This window comes from Leucobacter sp. cx-328 (assembly GCF_014530035.1).
Taxonomy (GTDB): Bacteria; Actinomycetota; Actinomycetes; order Actinomycetales; family Microbacteriaceae; genus Leucobacter.
The window spans coordinates 118,129-135,889 of record NZ_JACVMX010000001.1 but is presented as its reverse complement, the minus strand read 5'-3'; the positions used below and the strand labels follow the sequence as shown (position 1 = coordinate 135,889).

14 protein-coding genes are annotated in these 17,761 nt (G+C 60.8%); 2 read left to right on the top strand and 12 right to left on the bottom strand.

The genetic code is table 11. The features are described from left to right. Positions 1-20 precede the first annotated feature (20 nt). Both ICL81_RS00550 and truB read right to left on the bottom strand, forming a co-directional pair. Positions 21-386 (bottom strand): hypothetical protein, encoded by a 366-nt coding sequence (locus ICL81_RS00550; protein ID WP_188033064.1) that lies wholly within the window; start codon positions 384-386, stop codon positions 21-23. Beyond that, complete coding sequence (truB, locus tag ICL81_RS00545) at positions 383-1,414, bottom strand: tRNA pseudouridine(55) synthase TruB (RefSeq protein WP_353055371.1); 1,032 nt, start codon at positions 1,412-1,414, stop codon at positions 383-385. Before truB ends, ICL81_RS00550 begins: the two co-directional genes overlap by 4 nt. 77 nt (positions 1,415-1,491) lie before the next feature. Between truB and ICL81_RS00540 the strand changes: the two genes are divergently transcribed. Beyond that, positions 1,492-2,400, top strand: coding sequence for an A/G-specific adenine glycosylase (locus ICL81_RS00540; protein ID WP_188033063.1), 909 nt, complete (start codon positions 1,492-1,494; stop codon positions 2,398-2,400). Positions 2,401-2,804: 404 nt separating this feature from the next. Here the strand turns inward: ICL81_RS00540 and rbfA are convergent, their stop codons facing one another. After that, the gene (rbfA, locus tag ICL81_RS00535; RefSeq protein ID WP_188033062.1) at positions 2,805-3,326 is read right to left on the bottom strand and encodes a 30S ribosome-binding factor RbfA; all 522 of its coding nucleotides are present in this window, start codon (positions 3,324-3,326) and stop codon (positions 2,805-2,807) included. 179 nt (positions 3,327-3,505) lie between these two features. Here rbfA and ICL81_RS00530 point away from each other — a divergent pair, with 179 nt between their 5' ends. Beyond that, a complete protein-coding gene (locus ICL81_RS00530) occupies positions 3,506-4,246 on the top strand; it encodes a DUF805 domain-containing protein (protein WP_188033061.1) in 741 nt (246 codons plus the stop codon). Between the two features lie 436 nt (positions 4,247-4,682). Here ICL81_RS00530 and infB read toward each other — a convergent pair whose 3' ends face one another. The 9 genes from infB to ICL81_RS00485 form a co-directional block, all read right to left on the bottom strand. Further along, a complete protein-coding gene (gene infB, locus ICL81_RS00525) occupies positions 4,683-7,526 on the bottom strand; it encodes a translation initiation factor IF-2 (protein WP_188033060.1) in 2,844 nt (947 codons plus the stop codon). A gap of 74 nt (positions 7,527-7,600) precedes the next feature. Beyond that, a complete protein-coding gene (locus tag ICL81_RS00520; protein WP_188033059.1) occupies positions 7,601-7,858 on the bottom strand; it encodes a YlxR family protein in 258 nt (85 codons plus the stop codon). Between the two features lie 140 nt (positions 7,859-7,998). After that, positions 7,999-8,994 (bottom strand): transcription termination factor NusA, encoded by a 996-nt coding sequence (gene nusA, locus ICL81_RS00515; protein WP_188033058.1) that lies wholly within the window; start codon positions 8,992-8,994, stop codon positions 7,999-8,001. Between the two features lie 107 nt (positions 8,995-9,101). Next, positions 9,102-13,322 (bottom strand): FtsK/SpoIIIE domain-containing protein, encoded by a 4,221-nt coding sequence (locus tag ICL81_RS00510; RefSeq protein WP_251381578.1) that lies wholly within the window; start codon positions 13,320-13,322, stop codon positions 9,102-9,104. Between the two features lie 301 nt (positions 13,323-13,623). Then, the gene (locus tag ICL81_RS00505) at positions 13,624-14,052 is read right to left on the bottom strand and encodes a hypothetical protein (protein ID WP_188033056.1); all 429 of its coding nucleotides are present in this window, start codon (positions 14,050-14,052) and stop codon (positions 13,624-13,626) included. 200 nt (positions 14,053-14,252) lie between these two features. Beyond that, entirely contained in the window at positions 14,253-14,969 is a 717-nt protein-coding gene (locus tag ICL81_RS00500) for a hypothetical protein (protein ID WP_188033055.1), read from the bottom strand. Between the two features lie 28 nt (positions 14,970-14,997). Then, on the bottom strand, positions 14,998-16,995 hold the full coding sequence (locus ICL81_RS12105; protein WP_188033054.1) for an alpha/beta hydrolase: 1,998 nt from the start codon (positions 16,993-16,995) through the stop codon (positions 14,998-15,000). Further along, entirely contained in the window at positions 16,992-17,297 is a 306-nt protein-coding gene (locus tag ICL81_RS00490; RefSeq protein WP_188033053.1) for a hypothetical protein, read from the bottom strand. Before ICL81_RS00490 ends, ICL81_RS12105 begins: the two co-directional genes overlap by 4 nt. A gap of 114 nt (positions 17,298-17,411) precedes the next feature. Continuing rightward, complete coding sequence (locus ICL81_RS00485; protein WP_188033052.1) at positions 17,412-17,705, bottom strand: WXG100 family type VII secretion target; 294 nt, start codon at positions 17,703-17,705, stop codon at positions 17,412-17,414. Between the last annotated feature and the right edge of the window lie 56 nt (positions 17,706-17,761).

The following is a 17,761-nucleotide window of genomic DNA, read 5'->3' as shown; positions in this document are numbered from 1 at the left end:
AACTGAGTGCGTGTGGCTGGTTAGGCACCGAGCGCCCAGATGACCCACATGCGGTACGTCATCACGGCCACAGCGAGGCCGATCACAGCAAGCACGAGGTTTGCCCAGCGAGTGCGGTCGATGAGTGCCCAGAATCCGGCACCGAGCGGCATGATGAAGGCGACGATGAGGTACATCCAAAATTCGAGCGGATCGCCAAGCGCGTGATTGCCCGTCATCGGAGCGACAATCGAAATGATGATCTGCACGAGCAGAAGCAATGCAACGAGCAGCATCGAGCCGAGCGTGTAGTCGTTCGGGCCCTGCTTCTTGGCAGCGGCGACCGCACAAACGCCTGCCGCAACAAGCGAGACTGCGATCGTGACGACGGTGAACCAGAGGATCATGCTGCGTTTCCTTCGGGAACCGGGAAGTTGGTGATGACGCGGGCACGGCCGCGCTTGATCTCGATGAGACCGACGAGCCGCGGGGCACCAGCGGGCTCGGTGGGGCCTGCCGCCGGGTTGATGGCGGGACCGATCGCGGCAACGAGTGGTGCGTCATGGTCGGTCGTGCCGAACTCCACACGCTTGCCATTGCCGAGGTCGAGCGTCTGCTGTGCATCAAGCTCGATGGTCGGGAACAGGGTCGCTGCAACCTCAGCCGGGCCGAGAATTGTGCGAATGCGACCCTCAGCGAGCTCGGCGAGCGGGTTGGCGTCTGCAACCTGGAACGGGCCGACCGCCGTGCGACGGAGCGCCGTGAGATGGCCGCCAATTCCCAGGTATGCGCCGAGATCACGTGCGAGAGCGCGGATGTACGTGCCAGAAGAACAATCAACGACGGCATCGATGTCGATGACGGTGTGTGCCGTGTCGGTGGTGCTGGTGGCGTCTGCAGTCTCGGCCGGGCCAACGGCTGTCTCCGTGAGCTGCGGCTCGCCTGCAGCAAATCGGTGGATCGTCACCGGGCGCTTCTTTAGTTCAACCTGCTCGCCAGCGCGCACTCGGTCGTACGCGCGCACGCCGTCGACCTTGATGGCGCTGACAGCGCTCGGGGCCTGCTCAATGGCGCCCGTGAGGGCGGTGATGCCGGCCGCGATCCGCGCACTGTCGGCTGCGATCGCGCTCACAGCGTCTGCATCTGCGATGTCGAGGACTTCGCCCTCGCGATCGTCGGTGACGGTGTTCGCGCCGAGGCGAATCGTGGTCTCATACGTCTTGTCGAGACCGACGAGGTGAGTCAGCAGACGGGTCGCGGGCCCAAAACCGAGCACGAGAAGGCCGGTAGCCATCGGGTCGAGGGTGCCAGCGTGGCCGACTTTGCGGGTACCGAGCGCGCGCCGCGACCTGGCGACGACGTCGTGACTTGTCCATTCCCCGGCTTTGTCAACGAGCAGGATGCCGCCCTGGGGATATTCCGCTGCAATACTCACCCGAATAGCCTACCCCGCGGTCGCCTGGGCTTTCTCCGGCGAGGTGTGAGCCTACGCTCCTTATTACACTGGGAGCGATGGCTGCGAACGAAATTTCTGAGGTATTGAACGCATGGTTCAGAGCGAACGCTCGCGATCTCCCATGGCGTGACCCGGCAACGTCTGCGTGGGGAATTCTCGTTTCAGAGTTTATGTCGCAGCAGACGCAGGTCGAACGCGTCATTCCCCATTGGGAAGAGTGGATGGCGCGGTGGCCAAAGCCCTCTGACCTCGCGGCCGATGCGCCGGGTGAAGCGGTGCGCGCGTGGAAGCGGCTCGGCTACCCGCGACGAGCCCTCTGGCTGCACCAGGCCGCCTGCCAGATCGCTTCAGAGCACGGTGACGAGGTACCGAGCGACGTAGAGGTGTTGCTGTCGCTCACCGGCATCGGCCCGTACACCGCGCGCGCTGTCGCAGCGTTTGCGTTCGGCTCGCCAGAACCGGTCGTCGACACCAATACCCGACGGGTGATTGCACGCGCGGTGCATGGCCGAGCTGCTGCAGGCATGCCAGCCGCACGCGACCTTGACGACATGGCTGCTTTACTGCCCGCAGACCCTGTTGAGGCAGCCGTGTTCAACGCCGCAGCCATGGAGCTCGGAGCGGTGGTCTGCACCGCCCGCAAGCCTGCCTGCCCCGCCTGCCCGATCGCAGAGTTTTGTGAGTGGCGCGGATCAGGATTCCCGGATAACGCCCCGGCGAAGCGCCCCAAGCAGGCCAAATTCGAGGGCAGCGACCGCCAGGTGCGCGGTCGCATCATGGCCGCGATGCGCGCCGCATCCGGGCCGGTTGCCCGGGAGGTTGCCGTTGGGGCTGGTGTTGGTCGTGCTGATGCTGCGGGTGTGAGCAACGCTGCCGGGGCCGCGGATCAGGCCCAGCGCGCCTACGATTCCCTCATCGCGGATGGCCTCATCGTCGAGTACGAAGGCTCCGTGCGGTTGCCGTAGGGTTTTCGGCGCTAACCCCACGAAACAGGGTCTTTCTCCCGAAACGAGGCCTTTCATGCGCATGAAACGGGCCTCTGTGTCAGAACGGGCGCTTCTCGAGGGGTTGACCCCGCGAAATCGGCCTCGGCAGGCCGAAACCGGGCCACCAACCACCGCCTACGTCGGTGAAAAGAATGGGGCGGCCAGGTGGCCGGGCGGCCCTATTGAATCAACCAAGACCCTGCATGGGGTGGGCAGGATTTGGAGCTGCTCGTTGCTTGGCTGCCTCATAGGTCCGGGGACGAAGCGACGGGCCGAAACAGGAGGTTTCGGGAGGCGCTGATCCGCGCCCATAGAAACCCAGAAAAACAGTGATGCGCCCCGGCCAGTGAGGTCGGAGCGCATCAGAGCGTGAGACGGGGTGACTAGCGGGCGTCTCCCCCTGCCTCGTCTTCTTCATCATCGTCGTCATCGTCAGATGCTGCAAAGAATGCGTCTTCGTCGAAGCCGCCGACGGTGTCCTCATCAGCATCGCGGGGCTTCTCGTAAGGATCAGCTTCACCAGCGTATGACGCACCCTGCGCGAGTGCGGCAGCTGCTTCGTCACGACGCTTTGCTTCAGCGAGCAGCTCGTTCATGTGCTGCGCGGTATCGGGAAGCTCATCGTGAATGAATTCGAGCGACGGGGTCAGACGCGTGCCCAGCTGCTTGCCGACTTCCTTGCGCAGCATGCCTGTAGCAGCCTTCAACGCAGCGGCAGTGTCAGCCTGAGCCGAATCATCGCCGAACACTGTGTAGAAAATGCTCGCGTGCTGCAGATCACCCGTGACGCGAACATCAGTGATGGTCACAAAGCCGAGGCGCGGATCGCGCAGGCCTTTCTCCAGACGACGCGCAATGATCTGGTGAATGCGCTCGGCAACTTTTCCGGCACGTGGATTACTCATACTCACCACTTTAGATGATCTTGCGACACTTGGCTCTTGGCGCACCTGGGGCACCACTCATTCCAGGTCGCAAAATGGCGACGATACGTCTTTTTCCTCGCGCCATCCTCGCCGATGTCATACGCTAAATTACATGGGCTTCCCATAGGCAGCCCCAGCTACCGAAAGTGACAGAATCAATGAGCTTCCCCGATCCCCCGGTCGATCCCAACGAGCAGCCTAATAACCAGCAGGTTCCGCCCGCTGGTGCGGTGCCGCCCGCGGCGCCCGTGCCGCCCGCAGCACCCGTGCCGCCGCAGTACGCTGCACCTCAGCAGCCCAACGGCGCTCCACAGCAGCCCCAGCAGCCGTATGCTGCGCCGCAGTACGCTGCGCCCGGCCAGCTGCCCGTTCCCGGCCCCGGCGAGCCCTTCGATGGTGCGGTCAATGCTGACGACCTCACCCGCCCCCTGTACGGCGCCTCCTTCGGCGATGCAGTGCGTCGCTTCTTCAAGAACTACGCGAACTTCAGCGGCCGTGCGTCGCGAAGCGAGTACTGGTACGCGCAGCTGTTCCTGTTCTTGATCGGCCTGATTCCCGGCATCCTGTTCTTCATCGGGTTCATGGGTGTCGCAGCCGCTGCATTCGGTTCTGAGATGAACAACAGCGCAGCAGTTGCCGCTGGCAGCGGCACGATCGTTCTCGCAGTTCTCGGCGGAATCCTCATGGGCATCGTCGGCCTCGCAACCCTCATCCCGAGCATCGCTATCGGATGGCGCCGTCTCCACGACGCAAACATGCCCGGTACGCTCTGGCTGCTGAACATCGCTTCGATGATCCCCTTCCTCAACTACGTGGGCTGGATTGCAAGCATCGGCTACCTCGTCCTCACGATCCTGCCTTCGAAACCCGAAGGTCGTCGCTTCGCTTCGACGAAGTAGTTTCTTCGCGCAGCGCTGAGGGGCTGGCCGCGGAACCTGTTGGTTCTGCCGCCAGCCCCTTCGTAGTTCGTCCCTCGCCTAATCTCAAGGGGAAGATACCGCGCAGCCACAGGGTTCTGGACCGGTGGCGATGTTGACCTTTGATCTGTTGACCTGTTGCCTGTGGCGAGATGACACTCACGCCACATGCTTGTTCTGACAACGGCTAGCGTTGCATGCGCGGTTGCGGCAGAAAGACCTTGCTACGCGGGGGCATCTGGTGGATCGCCAGGCTGGGTCACACTGCGACCTGCCGATAGCCTGTCTCCCCCAAATACAAACAGCTGAGGGCTTGGTCCGGCGTAATGCCGGGCCAAGCCCTCAGCTGTAGCAATCGAGCCGGCGGAGGGGCTTGGATCAGTGAAGATCCGCGCCCCTCACCGGGCGCTCGCACCTGTTAAGCGCGGGGCTTCTCAACCATCTCGGTGGTCTCGATCTCGTCGCCTTCCTGAATGTCGTTGAACTTGCCGAGTCCGATACCGCACTCGAAGTCAACCTTCACCTCGGTGACGTCGTCCTTGAAGCGACGCAGCGACTCGATAGCGAGGCCGTCTGCGAGCACGACGCCGTCACGGATAACGCGAGCCTTCGCGTTACGGGTGATGACACCGCTGCGGACGATAACACCTGCGATGTTGCCGAACTTCGAGGAGCGGAAGACCTCGCGGATTTCCGCGACGCCCGACTGGACCTCTTCGTACTCAGGCTTGAGCATGCCGGTGAGCGACGCCTCAATGTCATCAAGCGCGTTGTAGATGACGTTGTAGAAGCGAACGTCGATGCCCTCGCGCTGAGCACGCTCGCGTGCCTTGACGTCGGGGCGCACGTTGAAGCCGATGACGATTGCGTTGTCGATCGTTGCGAGGTCGATGTCCGACTCGGTGATCGCACCCACACCGCGGTGGAGGATACGGAGCTGAACCGAATCGTCGACCTCGATCTTCATGAGCGACTCTTCAAGTGCCTCAACAGCACCCGAAACGTCACCCTTGATGATGAGGTTGAGCGAATCAACCTTGCCGTCCTCGAGCGCCTTGGTGAAGTCCTCGAGGCTGAGGCGCTTGCGTGCCTTAGCGAGCATTGCGTTACGCTCTGCAGCTTCACGCTTCTCAGCGATCTGACGTGCGGTGCGGTCTTCAGCGGTAACGATGAAGTTGTCGCCTGCACGGGGAACGCTCGAGAGGCCCTGAACCTGGACGGGACGCGACGGGGTTGCTTCGAGAACAGCATCGCCGTTCTCATCTGCCATCGCACGAACGCGACCGTATGCGGTGCCCGCAACGATTGCGTCGCCGACGCGGAGGGTACCCGACTGGATCAGGACGGTAGCAACTGCACCGCGACCCTTATCGAGCTTCGCCTCAATCGCGACGCCACGTGCTGCCTTGTTGGGGTTCGCGCGGAGGTCGAGACCTGCGTCTGCGGTGAGCAGAACAGCGTCGAGGAGCTCGTTGATGCCGATGTTGTTGCGCGCCGAAACGTCAACGAACATTGCGTTGCCGCCCCATTCCTCAGGCACGAGACCGAACTCGGTGAGCTGCTGACGAACCTGGTCAGGCTTCGCGCTTTCCTTATCGATCTTGTTGACAGCGACCACGATGGGAACGCCTGCCGACTGCGCGTGGTTGAGCGCCTCGATGGTCTGGGGCATGATGCCGTCGTCTGCTGCAACCACGAGGATTGCAACGTCGGTGACCTGAGCACCACGGGCACGCATAGCGGTGAACGCCTCGTGACCCGGGGTATCGATGAAGGTGAGGGCACGGTCGTTGCCGTCGTGCGTGGTACGTACCTGGTAAGCACCGATGTGCTGGGTAATACCGCCAGCCTCGCCGCCGCCGACGTCTGCACGGCGGATCGCGTCAAGCAGACGCGTCTTACCGTGGTCAACGTGGCCCATGACGGTGATAACCGGGGGACGCTTCTCGAGGACGTCATCGCCCTCATCTTCGAGCTCAGCATCGATATCGATATCGAAGCCTTCGAGGATCTCGCGATCCTCATCCTCGGGCGAAACGACCTGGATCTTGTAGCCCAGCTCGTCGCCAAGGATCTCGAACGTTGCCTCGTCGAGCGACTCCGTTGCCGTAGCCATCTCACCGAGGTGGAAGAGAATCGTCACCAGGTTCGAAGCACTGGTGTTGATCTTGTCTGCGAAGTCCGAGAGCGAAGCGCCACGACGCAGGCGGATCGGAGTGGTTCCGTCGCCGCGAGGTACCTGAACGCCGCCAATCGACGGCGCCTGACGCATCTCGAATTCAGCGCGCTTTGCCCGCTTCGACTTACGTGCCTTGCTCTTGGAGCCGCCACGACCGAATGCACCCGCGGTGCCAGCGCCACGGCCACCACGGCCGCGACCTGCGAATCCACCACCGGGACGGGGGCCAGCGAAGCCGCCACCTGCACCGGGAGCGCCGCCGGTGCCACCACCGGGACGGTTGAACCCGCCGCCGCCACCAGCGGGACGACCTGCGCCACCGGGACGACCGGGACCGCCGGGGCGACCCTGGCCACCACCAGCGCCACCCTGGGGGCGCTGAGCGGGACGGGGGATGTTGCCCGGGTTGGGACGGTTGCCGCCACGTGCGCCGCCACCCTGGTTACCCGAGAAGGCGTTGTTACCGGGGCGGGGAGGACGCGGGATACCCATGCCCTGGCTTGACGCGAACGGGTTGTTACCCGGACGGGGGCCAGCGGGCTTGGGAGCTGCGGGCTTGGGAGCACCGGGCTTCGGTGCGCCACCCTTTGCCGCTGCAGGGTTACCAGCAGCAGGCTTTGCCTCGGGAGCCTTGGGCGCGGGTGCGCCGGGCTTTGCCGAAGACGCCTTGGGAGCAGCAGTCTTGGGAGCGGGCTTGTCAGCTGCAGCCTTGGGAGCCGCAGCCTTCGGAGCCACCTTGGGCGCTGCTGCCTTAGCGGCAGGCTTCTCAGCCTTCTCTGCCTTTTCGGCAGCAGGCTTCGCTGCAGCGGGCTTCGCTGCAGGCTTGGGGCCGGGCTTGGGAGCGCCGGGCTTTGCTGCACCCTTGGGGGCAGCGGGCTTTTCATCGGCAGCGTCTGCCGAGGGTGCCTTTACGAGCTCGGGGTGCTCGTCGACGTAAGCGCTGAGCTTACGTTCGGTGGGGGGCATGATCGTCGAAGACGGGCTCTTAACGTATTCATTCAGTACGTTGTTCAGAACATCAACAGCAGTCTTGCTTTCGATGCCGAGCTTCTTGGCGATCTCGCTTACGCGTGGGTTTGCCACTTTTCTCCTGTCTGGGTTCACGCCAGACAGGCGAGAACCATTATTAACGGACGGGCCTCATCGTGAGCCGTTCATTACTTATCCATCAGCGTTTTCAGCCTGTTCTCTAGGGGTGTTGTGTCCAGTTGCCCAGACACTTTCAGCGCACGTGCAAAAGCACGACGCTGCACTGCCTGGCTCAAACACTTCGCGGTGGGGTGTACCCATGATCCACGACCGGGAAGCACCGCACGATCATCAACGATGAGCTGATTGTCGCTTACTGCCACCCGCAGAAGTTCGTCGCGCTCCGCACGAGCACGACATCCGACGCATGTTCGAACCGCGTCCATCTTACCAGCTTCCGTAGTGCATGCATTCAGGCTCGGGGCCTAGGGCTGGTCTGGGACGTTGAATCCTAGGCCAGCCCTCGAACCCGCTACTTTTCGGGACTTCGCGCTTACGCGTGGCGGCTCCGAAAAGGGGCTTGGTTTTAGTCGTTCATGATCGAATCTGGCTGGATGTCGATCTTCGCGCCGGTGAGCTTCGCAGCGAGGCGGGCGTTCTGGCCTTCCTTGCCGATTGCCAGCGAGAGCTGGAAGTCAGGAACGAGTGCACGAACCTGCTTGAGCGACTCGTTCAGCATGAACACATCGGTCACCTTTGCGGGCGAAAGTGCGTTTGCAACGAAACGGGGAAGCTCTGGCGAGTAGTCGACGATGTCGATCTTCTCTTCGCCAAGCTCGCTCATGACAGCGCGTACGCGGCTACCCATCTCGCCGATGCAGGTACCCTTTGCGTTGATGCCTGCCTGCTTTGCGCGGACAGCAACCTTTGAACGGTGCCCAGCCTCGCGTGCGAGCGAAACGATCTCAACGAGGCCTTCACCGATCTCGGGAACCTCGCGCTCGAAGAGGCGACGAACGAGCCCCGGGTGGGTGCGCGAGACGGTTACCTGCGGGCCCTTCTGGCCCTTTGCGACTGCGGTCACGTAGACGCGGATGCGCGAACCGTGGGTGTACTCTTCGCCTGCAATCTGCTCCTCAGGAGGGATGATTGCCTCGACGTCGCCAAGGTCTACGTGAATCATGCGGGGGTTGGGGCCCTGCTGAATGACGCCCGAAAGGATCTGGCCTTCCTTGTCCTTGAACTGACCGAGCACTGCATCGTCAGAAAGATCGCGGAGTCGCTGGTTGATAACCTGCTTTGCCGCGCTCGAAGCGACGCGGCCGAATTCGTCTGCGGTCACAAACGCTTCACCGATGACGCTGCCTTCAGCGTCGAGCTCGGGAACCTTCACCGAGATCTCGCCGCTCTTGCGGTCGAGGATAACGCGCACGTCGCGCTCGTCCGGGATGGGGAGCTTCTGGTTTTCAGCGTGACGCAGGTATGCCTGCTGGATTGCCTGTTCGATGATCTCGACCAGCTCGCCGAAGGGAATTTCCTTCTCGCGCTCGATCTGTCGCAGAGTGACGAGTTCGATCTTCACCGTGGCCTCCTATGAAATATTCAAATGTCTATTCAGATGTCACTCGGATGCGCCACCGCACCCGAGCAGATCGTTCAGCTTACCGCACCGCGCTGTTCATTGCCTGGTCAATCGATGCTTGGTGCGGCGCGGGCGAGTTGCACCGCATAGGTCTTGCCGTCTTCGATCACAAGCCCGCGGCCTGGAGGATACTCCCCTTTCGGCACGCGCCCCAGCCCTGCGAACGGATGCTGCATCTCGTTCTCCTCCGGTCGCAACAGCACGCCCCAGGTCGGCTGTTTCACCACTTGCGCGAGTTCCCAGACTCCGCCCGCGGATCCGCATTCAAACTCACAAATCACCAATATGTTGGCGTGTTTGGCGCGCTTAGCGGCTTGGCAGAGCGCCGCGAGCGGTGCCAGCGCGGCGGTGCCTTCAGCGAGCGCGGATCGTTCAATCACGATGATTCGTCCTTTGCTGGCTTGATCAACTGCGCACTCGTCTGCGAGTTCTCGTGCCACGGTTGCTATCTCGTCTGCACCTGAGACGACTCGGTCCCAACGGAGTCGGTGCGCGAGCCCGGGCTGCGCGAATGTGAGCAGCGCGGTTTCTTGTGATTCGGTGGCGGCCGCGGCCACACAAGCGAGTGCCGCTTCGGAGACGCCGTGCCCGCTCCCGCCCGCAACAACCGCCAGCCCACGGGTCGGCTTCGTCGCGAGCGACAGTTCGCGCACCCGCAATCCGATCCCTGCCCGTTCCTCCCGCACAAGTCTCCCGGGCACCCAGTCCCCAAGGTCCTTCAGTAGGAGCTCGGTCGGCGCCTTCTTCACCGGAGCCACCGGCTCAATGCCCGCGGCGAGCAGGCGCTCTGCTCGACGACGTATTTCTGCGTCGAACTCTTGTAATTCGAGCGCATCCACGGGTAGCGCGAGCTGAAACAGCCGGGTATCGCCAGCGGCCATTGCACGCCCAGGGCAGGAGTCCTCAAGCGCATCCCCTTTCACCTCGACGGCGGCGTAATCTATCGCGTTTGCGAGGCGCAGGGTGAACTGCTGCTGCACGTGGGATGAGAGTCGATGCGGGATACTTGCCGGCCGATCCGCCGTCAACACCACGTGCACACCCACCGAGCGTCCATGCATCATGATTTTCTCGAGCGCATCCATAACTTTGGCAGATTCGCTGTCACGCTCTGTAACCTGCCGGAAGGCCGCAATGCCGTCAACGAGCAGGAACACCCGGGGTAACCGATCCGCCGGTCGCGCCGTCCGATAGGCCGAGAGCGAGGCCGCACGCGCCGCGGCGAATCGGTTTCCGCGATCGGAGATGTACTCCGTGAGCCTGCGCAGGATCCGCTCGACCAGCTCCTCGTCATGCAGCGGCGCAACTGCACCAACCGTTGGCAGCGTCGCGAGTAACGCGAGCCCTCCGTTGCTCGCGTCGATCCCGTAGATCTCGACTGGGGTAGCGCCGTCGGCATCACTGAGTTCCGCGGCGATCGACACCAACGCCGTGGTTTTGCCCGCGCCGCTCGCCCCGTACAACACAAGGTTCCCCTCGGCCTCGAAGTGCAGCGCGATCGGATACTGCGCTTGCTGCTCGGGGTCGTCACACAGCCCAATCAGGGGCTTGTCGCCAGGTTTGTAACTCTCGAACGCGGATTCGGCAACTCTCACCCGCTGTAGCTGTTGAAGCGTCAATCGATTAGGTAGTTCGTCAAGCCACGGTCTCCTCGGCGGCGCGATCCCCTCGTCCCGATTCGCGTCGATGATCGCATCACGAAGCCGCTCGATATCTCGTGCCTGCTTTCGTCGTTTCCGCGTCCGCCGTTCTTCCGGGCTGATCGGCCACGGCTCACCCTCGCTCGTGCCAAAAGAGCGAATGATGATCTCCTGCTTGTCGGCTTCGCTCGCGGTCCCGCCCAGGTAGCCACTCTGAAAGTGGGTCACACGACCGGGTCCGGTTTTCAGCATCGCCCGCCCCGGGAATTCTGATGGAAAGAGCGCTGCCTCTGTTGTGCCAACCACGTCTCTGCTGTCGGCTTCGTCGGCCATCCGGAGCGCGATCCGCAGGTTGGTATTTGCACGAAGGTTGTCATTGATCACGCCAGCCGGACGCTGGGTCGCCATGATGAGGTGCAGTCCGAGAGATCTTCCGCGCTGAGCGATGTCGATTACGCCGTCGATGAACTCCGGGATCTCTGCGGCGAGCGCAGCGAACTCGTCAATAACGATGACCAGTGCCGGAGGCGCGGCCGGGTTCCCCTCGCGTTCCATCGCAGCGAGGTCTTTGGCTCCGTACTCCGCGAGGAGCTCTTCCCGTTTCCGCAGTTCCGCCCGGAGCGAGGTGAGTGCCCGCCTAACGAGGTGCGGGCTGAGATCGGTCACGAGTCCCACCGTGTGCGGGAGATCCACGCATTCTGCAAACGCCGCCCCACCCTTGTAGTCGACCAACAAGACGTTCAGCCGCTCTGGACTCACCGTCGCTGCCATGCTCATGATCCATGTCTGCAGGAACTCCGACTTCCCGGCACCGGTTGTCCCTCCGACCAGGGCGTGCGGGCCGTCCGCTTTCAAATCGAGGCGGATCGGCCCCGCCGGCCCCTGCCCCACAGTTGCGGCGAGCGCCACCGTCTGGCCTGCACGGTGGCTTCCCCAGCTGCTGTGCAGGCTCCCCGAAAGATGCCATGCAACTTGTATGGGGGCCGGCCCGCTCAGAATGTCCTGCTGCATGATGTCTCTGAGATTCACTTTGTTTGACAGTTCAACGCTTACCCGGTCAATCCCGGCGGCGTCCACTATGGGTGCGAGCATGCGCGCAAGCGTGTGTGCTGCCTGGGGTTCTGGCTCTTCGACTCCCGTGAGCGCGACCACCTTGTGTTCCTGAACAAAGTGCGCGCGGGCACCTTGCGCATCTACCGTGACAAACGTTCGGCAGGCTGCAGGCAGCTGGGTTGAACTCTCCGCCATCCAGATAACGTGAACACTCACGCTGGGTCCGCACTCAGCGATCCCGATGAGACGTGCTCGCGCTGTCCCCGGGTCACCGAGCACCAAGATCACCAGTGCGGGGAGCAGACGGGCGCTACCGCTAGACCGGGTCTCCGCCTTTCGGAGCTCAATGATCTCCTCGACGGTTGAGATGAGGTCAAGCGTTGCCTTCTTCTCGTCACTACCTCTCACCGCAGTCAGTGGCCACTGCCCGAGTGCTTGTTCAGCTGCACGAGTGTGGGGTATCCATTTCAGCCACGACCAACCCTGTTCCATCCGCTCATCGATGAAACTCACTACCCCGACCTCCAACGGCGAGTGGAGCGTCACGAGTTGAGTGACCAGGGCCTGTGTAATTCGCGTCACATGGGCCAGCTCACCAGCGACCCCTAACGCCCCGCACACGGTGAGCTTCTCCACGACGGGAACCGGGCCCACATCCTCGTGAGCATCATTCACAGACTTGAGCAGGCTCCAGAGCTCTGCCGGGGCTTCATTCCGCTTCGGTAGCTTCACTTGTGTTCGACTCGGCAGCATTCCTTCTCCGAGCCTCACCGAAAGAAAGGCTTCGTGTTCAGGCCTCCGTGTCCACAGATACTCACCACGCACTGCCACAGCGTGATCTGTTATCTGCTTCTTTGGGTGTTCCTCATTTCTTGTTGCGACCTCCTCTATCGCAAGGTCCTGTAGTTCCTGTTTCCCCAGTCCAAGCTCAACGGTGAATTGTTTGTTTTGCCGCCTGAACCTACGCTTCCCAGTAGACCTATTGTCGAGCCAGGTTCCCAGCATCATCAGCGGGGAGAACGCCATCATGACAAGGCTGAGTGGCGACTTGGTAAACGCGAACATCGCCCCTCCCAACAAAATGGGCGCAATTAGGCCGACGGTTGGCACGCGCATCGGCTCAGGCGGTTTCGGCGCCGCCGGCAGCTCACGTTCCGAATCAGGGAATCTCTGTTCCACGCGGGGGCTTCGCACGTGCGGCTCATGCGCCTGTTGATAGGCAGCGACAGGTCGCGCTCCCCAGGGCGTGATCCGCAGACTGATCGTGCCTATTTCTACATTGGTGACCGCTTCAATTCGGACGCTCTTTACCTGCTGATTTTCGATGAGAAGGCCATTCGCGGAACCAAGGTCACGTAGCTCCATGCTGCCCATGTTCATTACTTCCAGCACCGCGTGCTTCCGCGAGACGCTCTGATCAAGCAGCCGAATTCTGCTCCCAGGTTCACGTCCAATCACGTTTGCCCCAGGCACAAGACTGAACTTTGCGCCCTGCTGCTCACCGTTGAGCACTTCCGCTTCGCCTACGGGCTGTATCTCGCGCACCGCATCGACACGGACCGCTTGCTCAAGCATCGGGCGTATGGTTGCGCCCAAGGCGTTTGTCATCCCGCTCATGAGGGAATGTGGATCGCAGATCCACTCCCCTGCCTGTCCAGCAGCGCGCACACTCAACGTGAGCGGTGCGGCATTGTGAAGCGCGATCCTTTCCAACTCAGAGTTGCCGGTCATACCTGTGCGAATTAGCGCGGAGCTCACCTCCGATGCTGTACTCGTCGCCGCGAATTCGATACTGATGTCGCGAGGGTTTCCGTCATGCGTCACTACCGTTGTCTGGAGCTTCATCGATCTAAACTCCAGTTTGTGTCATTCGATCTCACGTTCTGACGCCTCGCTGCGAGTCAGCGTCCATCACACTCGGCTGACGGTCGATCTCGTTGAGATCCAACATCGTAAGAGCAGAAGAACACGGTGAATCCACGGTGACGAAGAGTGATTCTTCACTGACGTGAATTCTGATTGTGGCTTCTCCGTCAACCGATGCTTCGTATTCCCACTGGCCGGGCTCTGGTTCGTTGTAAAACACCACGAGCCAGCTGTCTGCTTCGAGAAACGCAAACATGCGTTCTGCTGACTCCACATAGTCAACCCCGTCGCCAGCCAACGTGAGCTTCTCATGAAGTCGGTTCCGGCTCTCGGTCATTCCGTAGGGCATCTCACATGCGACCGGACGCAACGCATCAAGCGCACGCAGCCTGTTTTCCAGCGATCCGTCCCACGCAACGTCACCGGTTGAGGAGCTCACAGTCCACCCGTCGCTGATGCCAGTCGCCGAAACCAAGGAGTCGTACGTGCCTCCCATCCACCGTCTGAGATCTACTAGCTCGGTGTCAGTGGGCCATCGTGTCTCGCTCGTTTCTTCGGCGGCGCTGCAGCCTGAAAATGTCAGGGCGCTCGAGCAGAGAAGGAGCGCCAGAGCTGCCCGCCATAACTTGAATTGACGCGTCATCGCTTCGGCTCCTCTTCGAGCTCGCGGTTTAGCTGTTCTTCCTTGGGGTCTCTCTGCATTGGGCTCCAAGCCGCGCGCTCTTCCTTCGTGTTGGGAAGCCTGCGGAAGTCATTCACCACCGGATCCAGAACGCTCGGTACTGTGTCGCGGTCTAGACCGCCGAAGTCGTAGGGCATCGATGAACACGGCGAGGTCACCGACAGCGTCAAGCCGCGTTTCAGAGAGTGAAGATCGATTCCCGCGCCATCATCTCGGATTGCCCTAACAACAGCTTCCCCCACGCTCGGACCCTCTGAATACTTCGCTACCCAGCCAGAGGCTGTTAGCAGGGATTCGACGTTTCGTAGAGCGTCACTTGCGTCACCAACAAACTCGCTGTTCTTGAGTAGCCCGATGAAGTTCATCCGTTCAATATCGTCACTAAATCTTTTCGAGCACGTCCCTGGGCCAAAAGAATCAAGAATCCGCCCGCGTGATGCAGCGTCGTTTCTCCACTCCACAAGTTGCGGATCGTACCCTTGGACCCAACCACGTTCGATACCGATCACCCCAATTACTAATTCAAATTGCGCTCCGATCCAACGCCTCTGTTCAACTGACGTTGCGCCGTTTCCCCAGTACTTCTCATTTCCAGCATCCGAGCAAGAAGCCGTAGAAAAAAGAACAAGCCCGGATAGCCCAACGCATAGGTATCTAAAGAGTGTTTTCGTCATAGATTCTCTTTCTTTCGTAAGCTTGCTTTCACTTTCCGATTGACCTTTTGAATCCGCCAGTTACTTCAGCTCCTTTTGGATCAGACGTAATGCGCGCAAACGAGTTAAGAGACTGCGTCCTTCGGTCCAGATACCCGTGCCCGTCAGACGCGCTATGTCCCATGAACCCGTTGTCGTTGCCATCACCGATGACCGCATGACCGTCCGTACTTCGAAGCCCTTGGCTTTCAACGCCCTCAGCAGAAAACACCAGTACTCCAGGCATACTTGCCGGTCCTTCTAAGCCGAGTATCCGTTGCGGCTGTTCCGTAAAGGTTTTACGGCCCGAAAATGCGGCCCCTACAGGAGCAATATCGTCGCCCTCCGCATGTACTGCGTAGATTGCGGGCTGACCGGGCTCGCGTTCTTGCACATGCAAAGATGAAAGATTCGCCACATAACGCATGTCTACGCCTGCACTACCAAATGTTGTGAACGAATCCACTGGTCTCTTCGTGAGTGTGAGCGCGATCGACGCGGTGTTCACGCCGTAGGAATGAGCACCTACATTTACAACTAGATTTCGCGTCGAAGCATGACTCGAATTCCGGTAAGTGCCATCAATTTCACCTGCAAGTCGTTGCGCCCCGGCAAAGGCCTTCTCCGACCCCAATACTCCTGCGGAGCTCGCTGAATCACCCAAGGCCGGGGTGTCATACCCCAGCCAAACAGCGACAGCATGTTCTCCAGCAGTTGATGAGTGTCTATTCTGCTCTTCGAATACGTTGCGACCCACCTGGTTCCAGTTTCGAATCGCGGCGGGAGCATTACTTTCCATGCCAGCTGCCAACCACGTAATACGTTCCGCATGATCTAGGTTTCCCAAGCTCATTGCTGCACAAGGCGGGTCAACAAGTGTGTTTAGGGAAACGATGTGCCTTTCGACGCCGGCCAGACGTCCCGAGAGCTTCGTTTCAACGGCGGTTTGAAGACCGGATAACAGTCTCGCGGTATCTGCCGAAATTCCTGCCGGGTTCGCAGCAATAATTCGCAAGGTTTCGCGATTCGCCCTATCTCTTGTGACGAATGACAAGCCCGGAAGATTTCCAATAACCATTGACCGCTCGCGAATGAGAAACTCTTGCTGTTCGACAGTCAGACCTAACCACCAGGAGATGACGACTTCGGGTGCCGGCGGTGAGTCCCACCAGGCCACTCCAGGTTCTCCGCCAAAGAGGTCCCTTAACGACGGGTAATCAATCTCGAACTCGGCGGGGGTTCCGACCCCGCCCCAGACTTCGCTGGTCAACCCAAGTGCAATTGTTCGTTTTGCTTGTAGGCCCTTGCAGTTCTGACTTAGCCCTATCAGGTGCCCAATTGGGGTGTCTTGCAATAACCTTCGCAACTTGTCTTCTGCATTTCGTCTGCGCTCCCAAAGCGCACCCCACTTACTGGGCGCCCCTGTCGCAGTTTCAACCGCCTGCTTCCATTCGCTGGCCGCGACCGTCCAGGAGTGCTCGTACATATTGCACATTTGGGAGATCATCGCCTCCCGCTCTGCCGTATCCATTGCATCACCGCGAGAATCAAGCCGGGGTTGTGGGAATGGGTTTGGGATTTCTTTCCAATACGTAGGCACCAGGCCAGGCCGACCGATCTCGTAGGCGATCTCAGAGAGCTTCGCTTCCGCCCTGCGGATGTAGGAGAACGCCATCTCGGTGTCGATCATCACCGCGCGGGCTTCCCGGTGAACGGCCTCAACCTCGGCGGCGTAGGTGCGAATTGCAGTCTTGGCATCGGTAGTGCTCGTGATCACCCGCTTGGCCCCGGAAGAAAGTGTGTCTTGTAGTCTCACGCGGAGTCGTTCAACAGACTCGGACGACTGACGGGAAAGCCACTCTGCCGCAGAACGCACCGCAGCGTCGTAGCCAGACGCGTCGCGCTCCACGTCAGTGATGAACTTTTGCACCGCCTCCATCTCAGCCGTGCTGCCGCTAATGGGTGAAGGGCCGAGGTGCTGGCGGATGTTCGGAAGGACGATGCTCACTTCTCGTCACCCCTCAGCGCAAATCCCGTCGCTAGAACGCCTGCAAATTCCTTGTCGAGTGAGGTCAGCTCACCGCACAATTCCCGGATCTCGCCGTGGGTGGTCTTCGCAGCATCTGCAAGAGCCGCTCGCGCTACCTGCAGCGCAAGCAAGAATCTTGTAATTTCGCCGCCGATACCTGTCACGCCGGTCGCGAGGTCTTGAGGTCTGGGGACGTTGTTTTGCACCATCAGGTTGCCGCCGTACACCAGCTTGTTTCCCGCTTCAGTTAGGTCGTTCAGCCCGATGTTGAGCAGAACCATTTCAATACCTCCATGTGGAAGAAGTTGTCATTCACAATCACCTGCGGGGTCACCAGTGCAGCCGTCCGTAGTCCAACGGTTGGCATGCACCAGCGACCCCTAAAGAGTGAGGAACTACTGAATGCGAGCTGCAATCTGCGCGTCCATCTCCTGATGGGCCTGCGCAACGCTCAGAACAAACTGGCGGATCTCGGTGAGTTTCTCAACGACGGTGTTCGTTGATGCTGTGTACTCAGCGTAGGAAGACTCAAATCGCTTCGAAGCACTATCTGTGACGAAGCCTGAAGACACGAGTGACTGGATCTGCTGCTGCATTTCTCTCAGCTTGCCGATGATCTCGGTCTTGCCAGCATCGAGCCGGCCGGCCGCTGCATTGAGCTCGTCGTAGGAGACTGTGACATTTGCCATGGGGCGTTCCTTTCAAGTGGCTTGGCAACGCCCCCGTCAGCCAAAAGTGGTCTCGC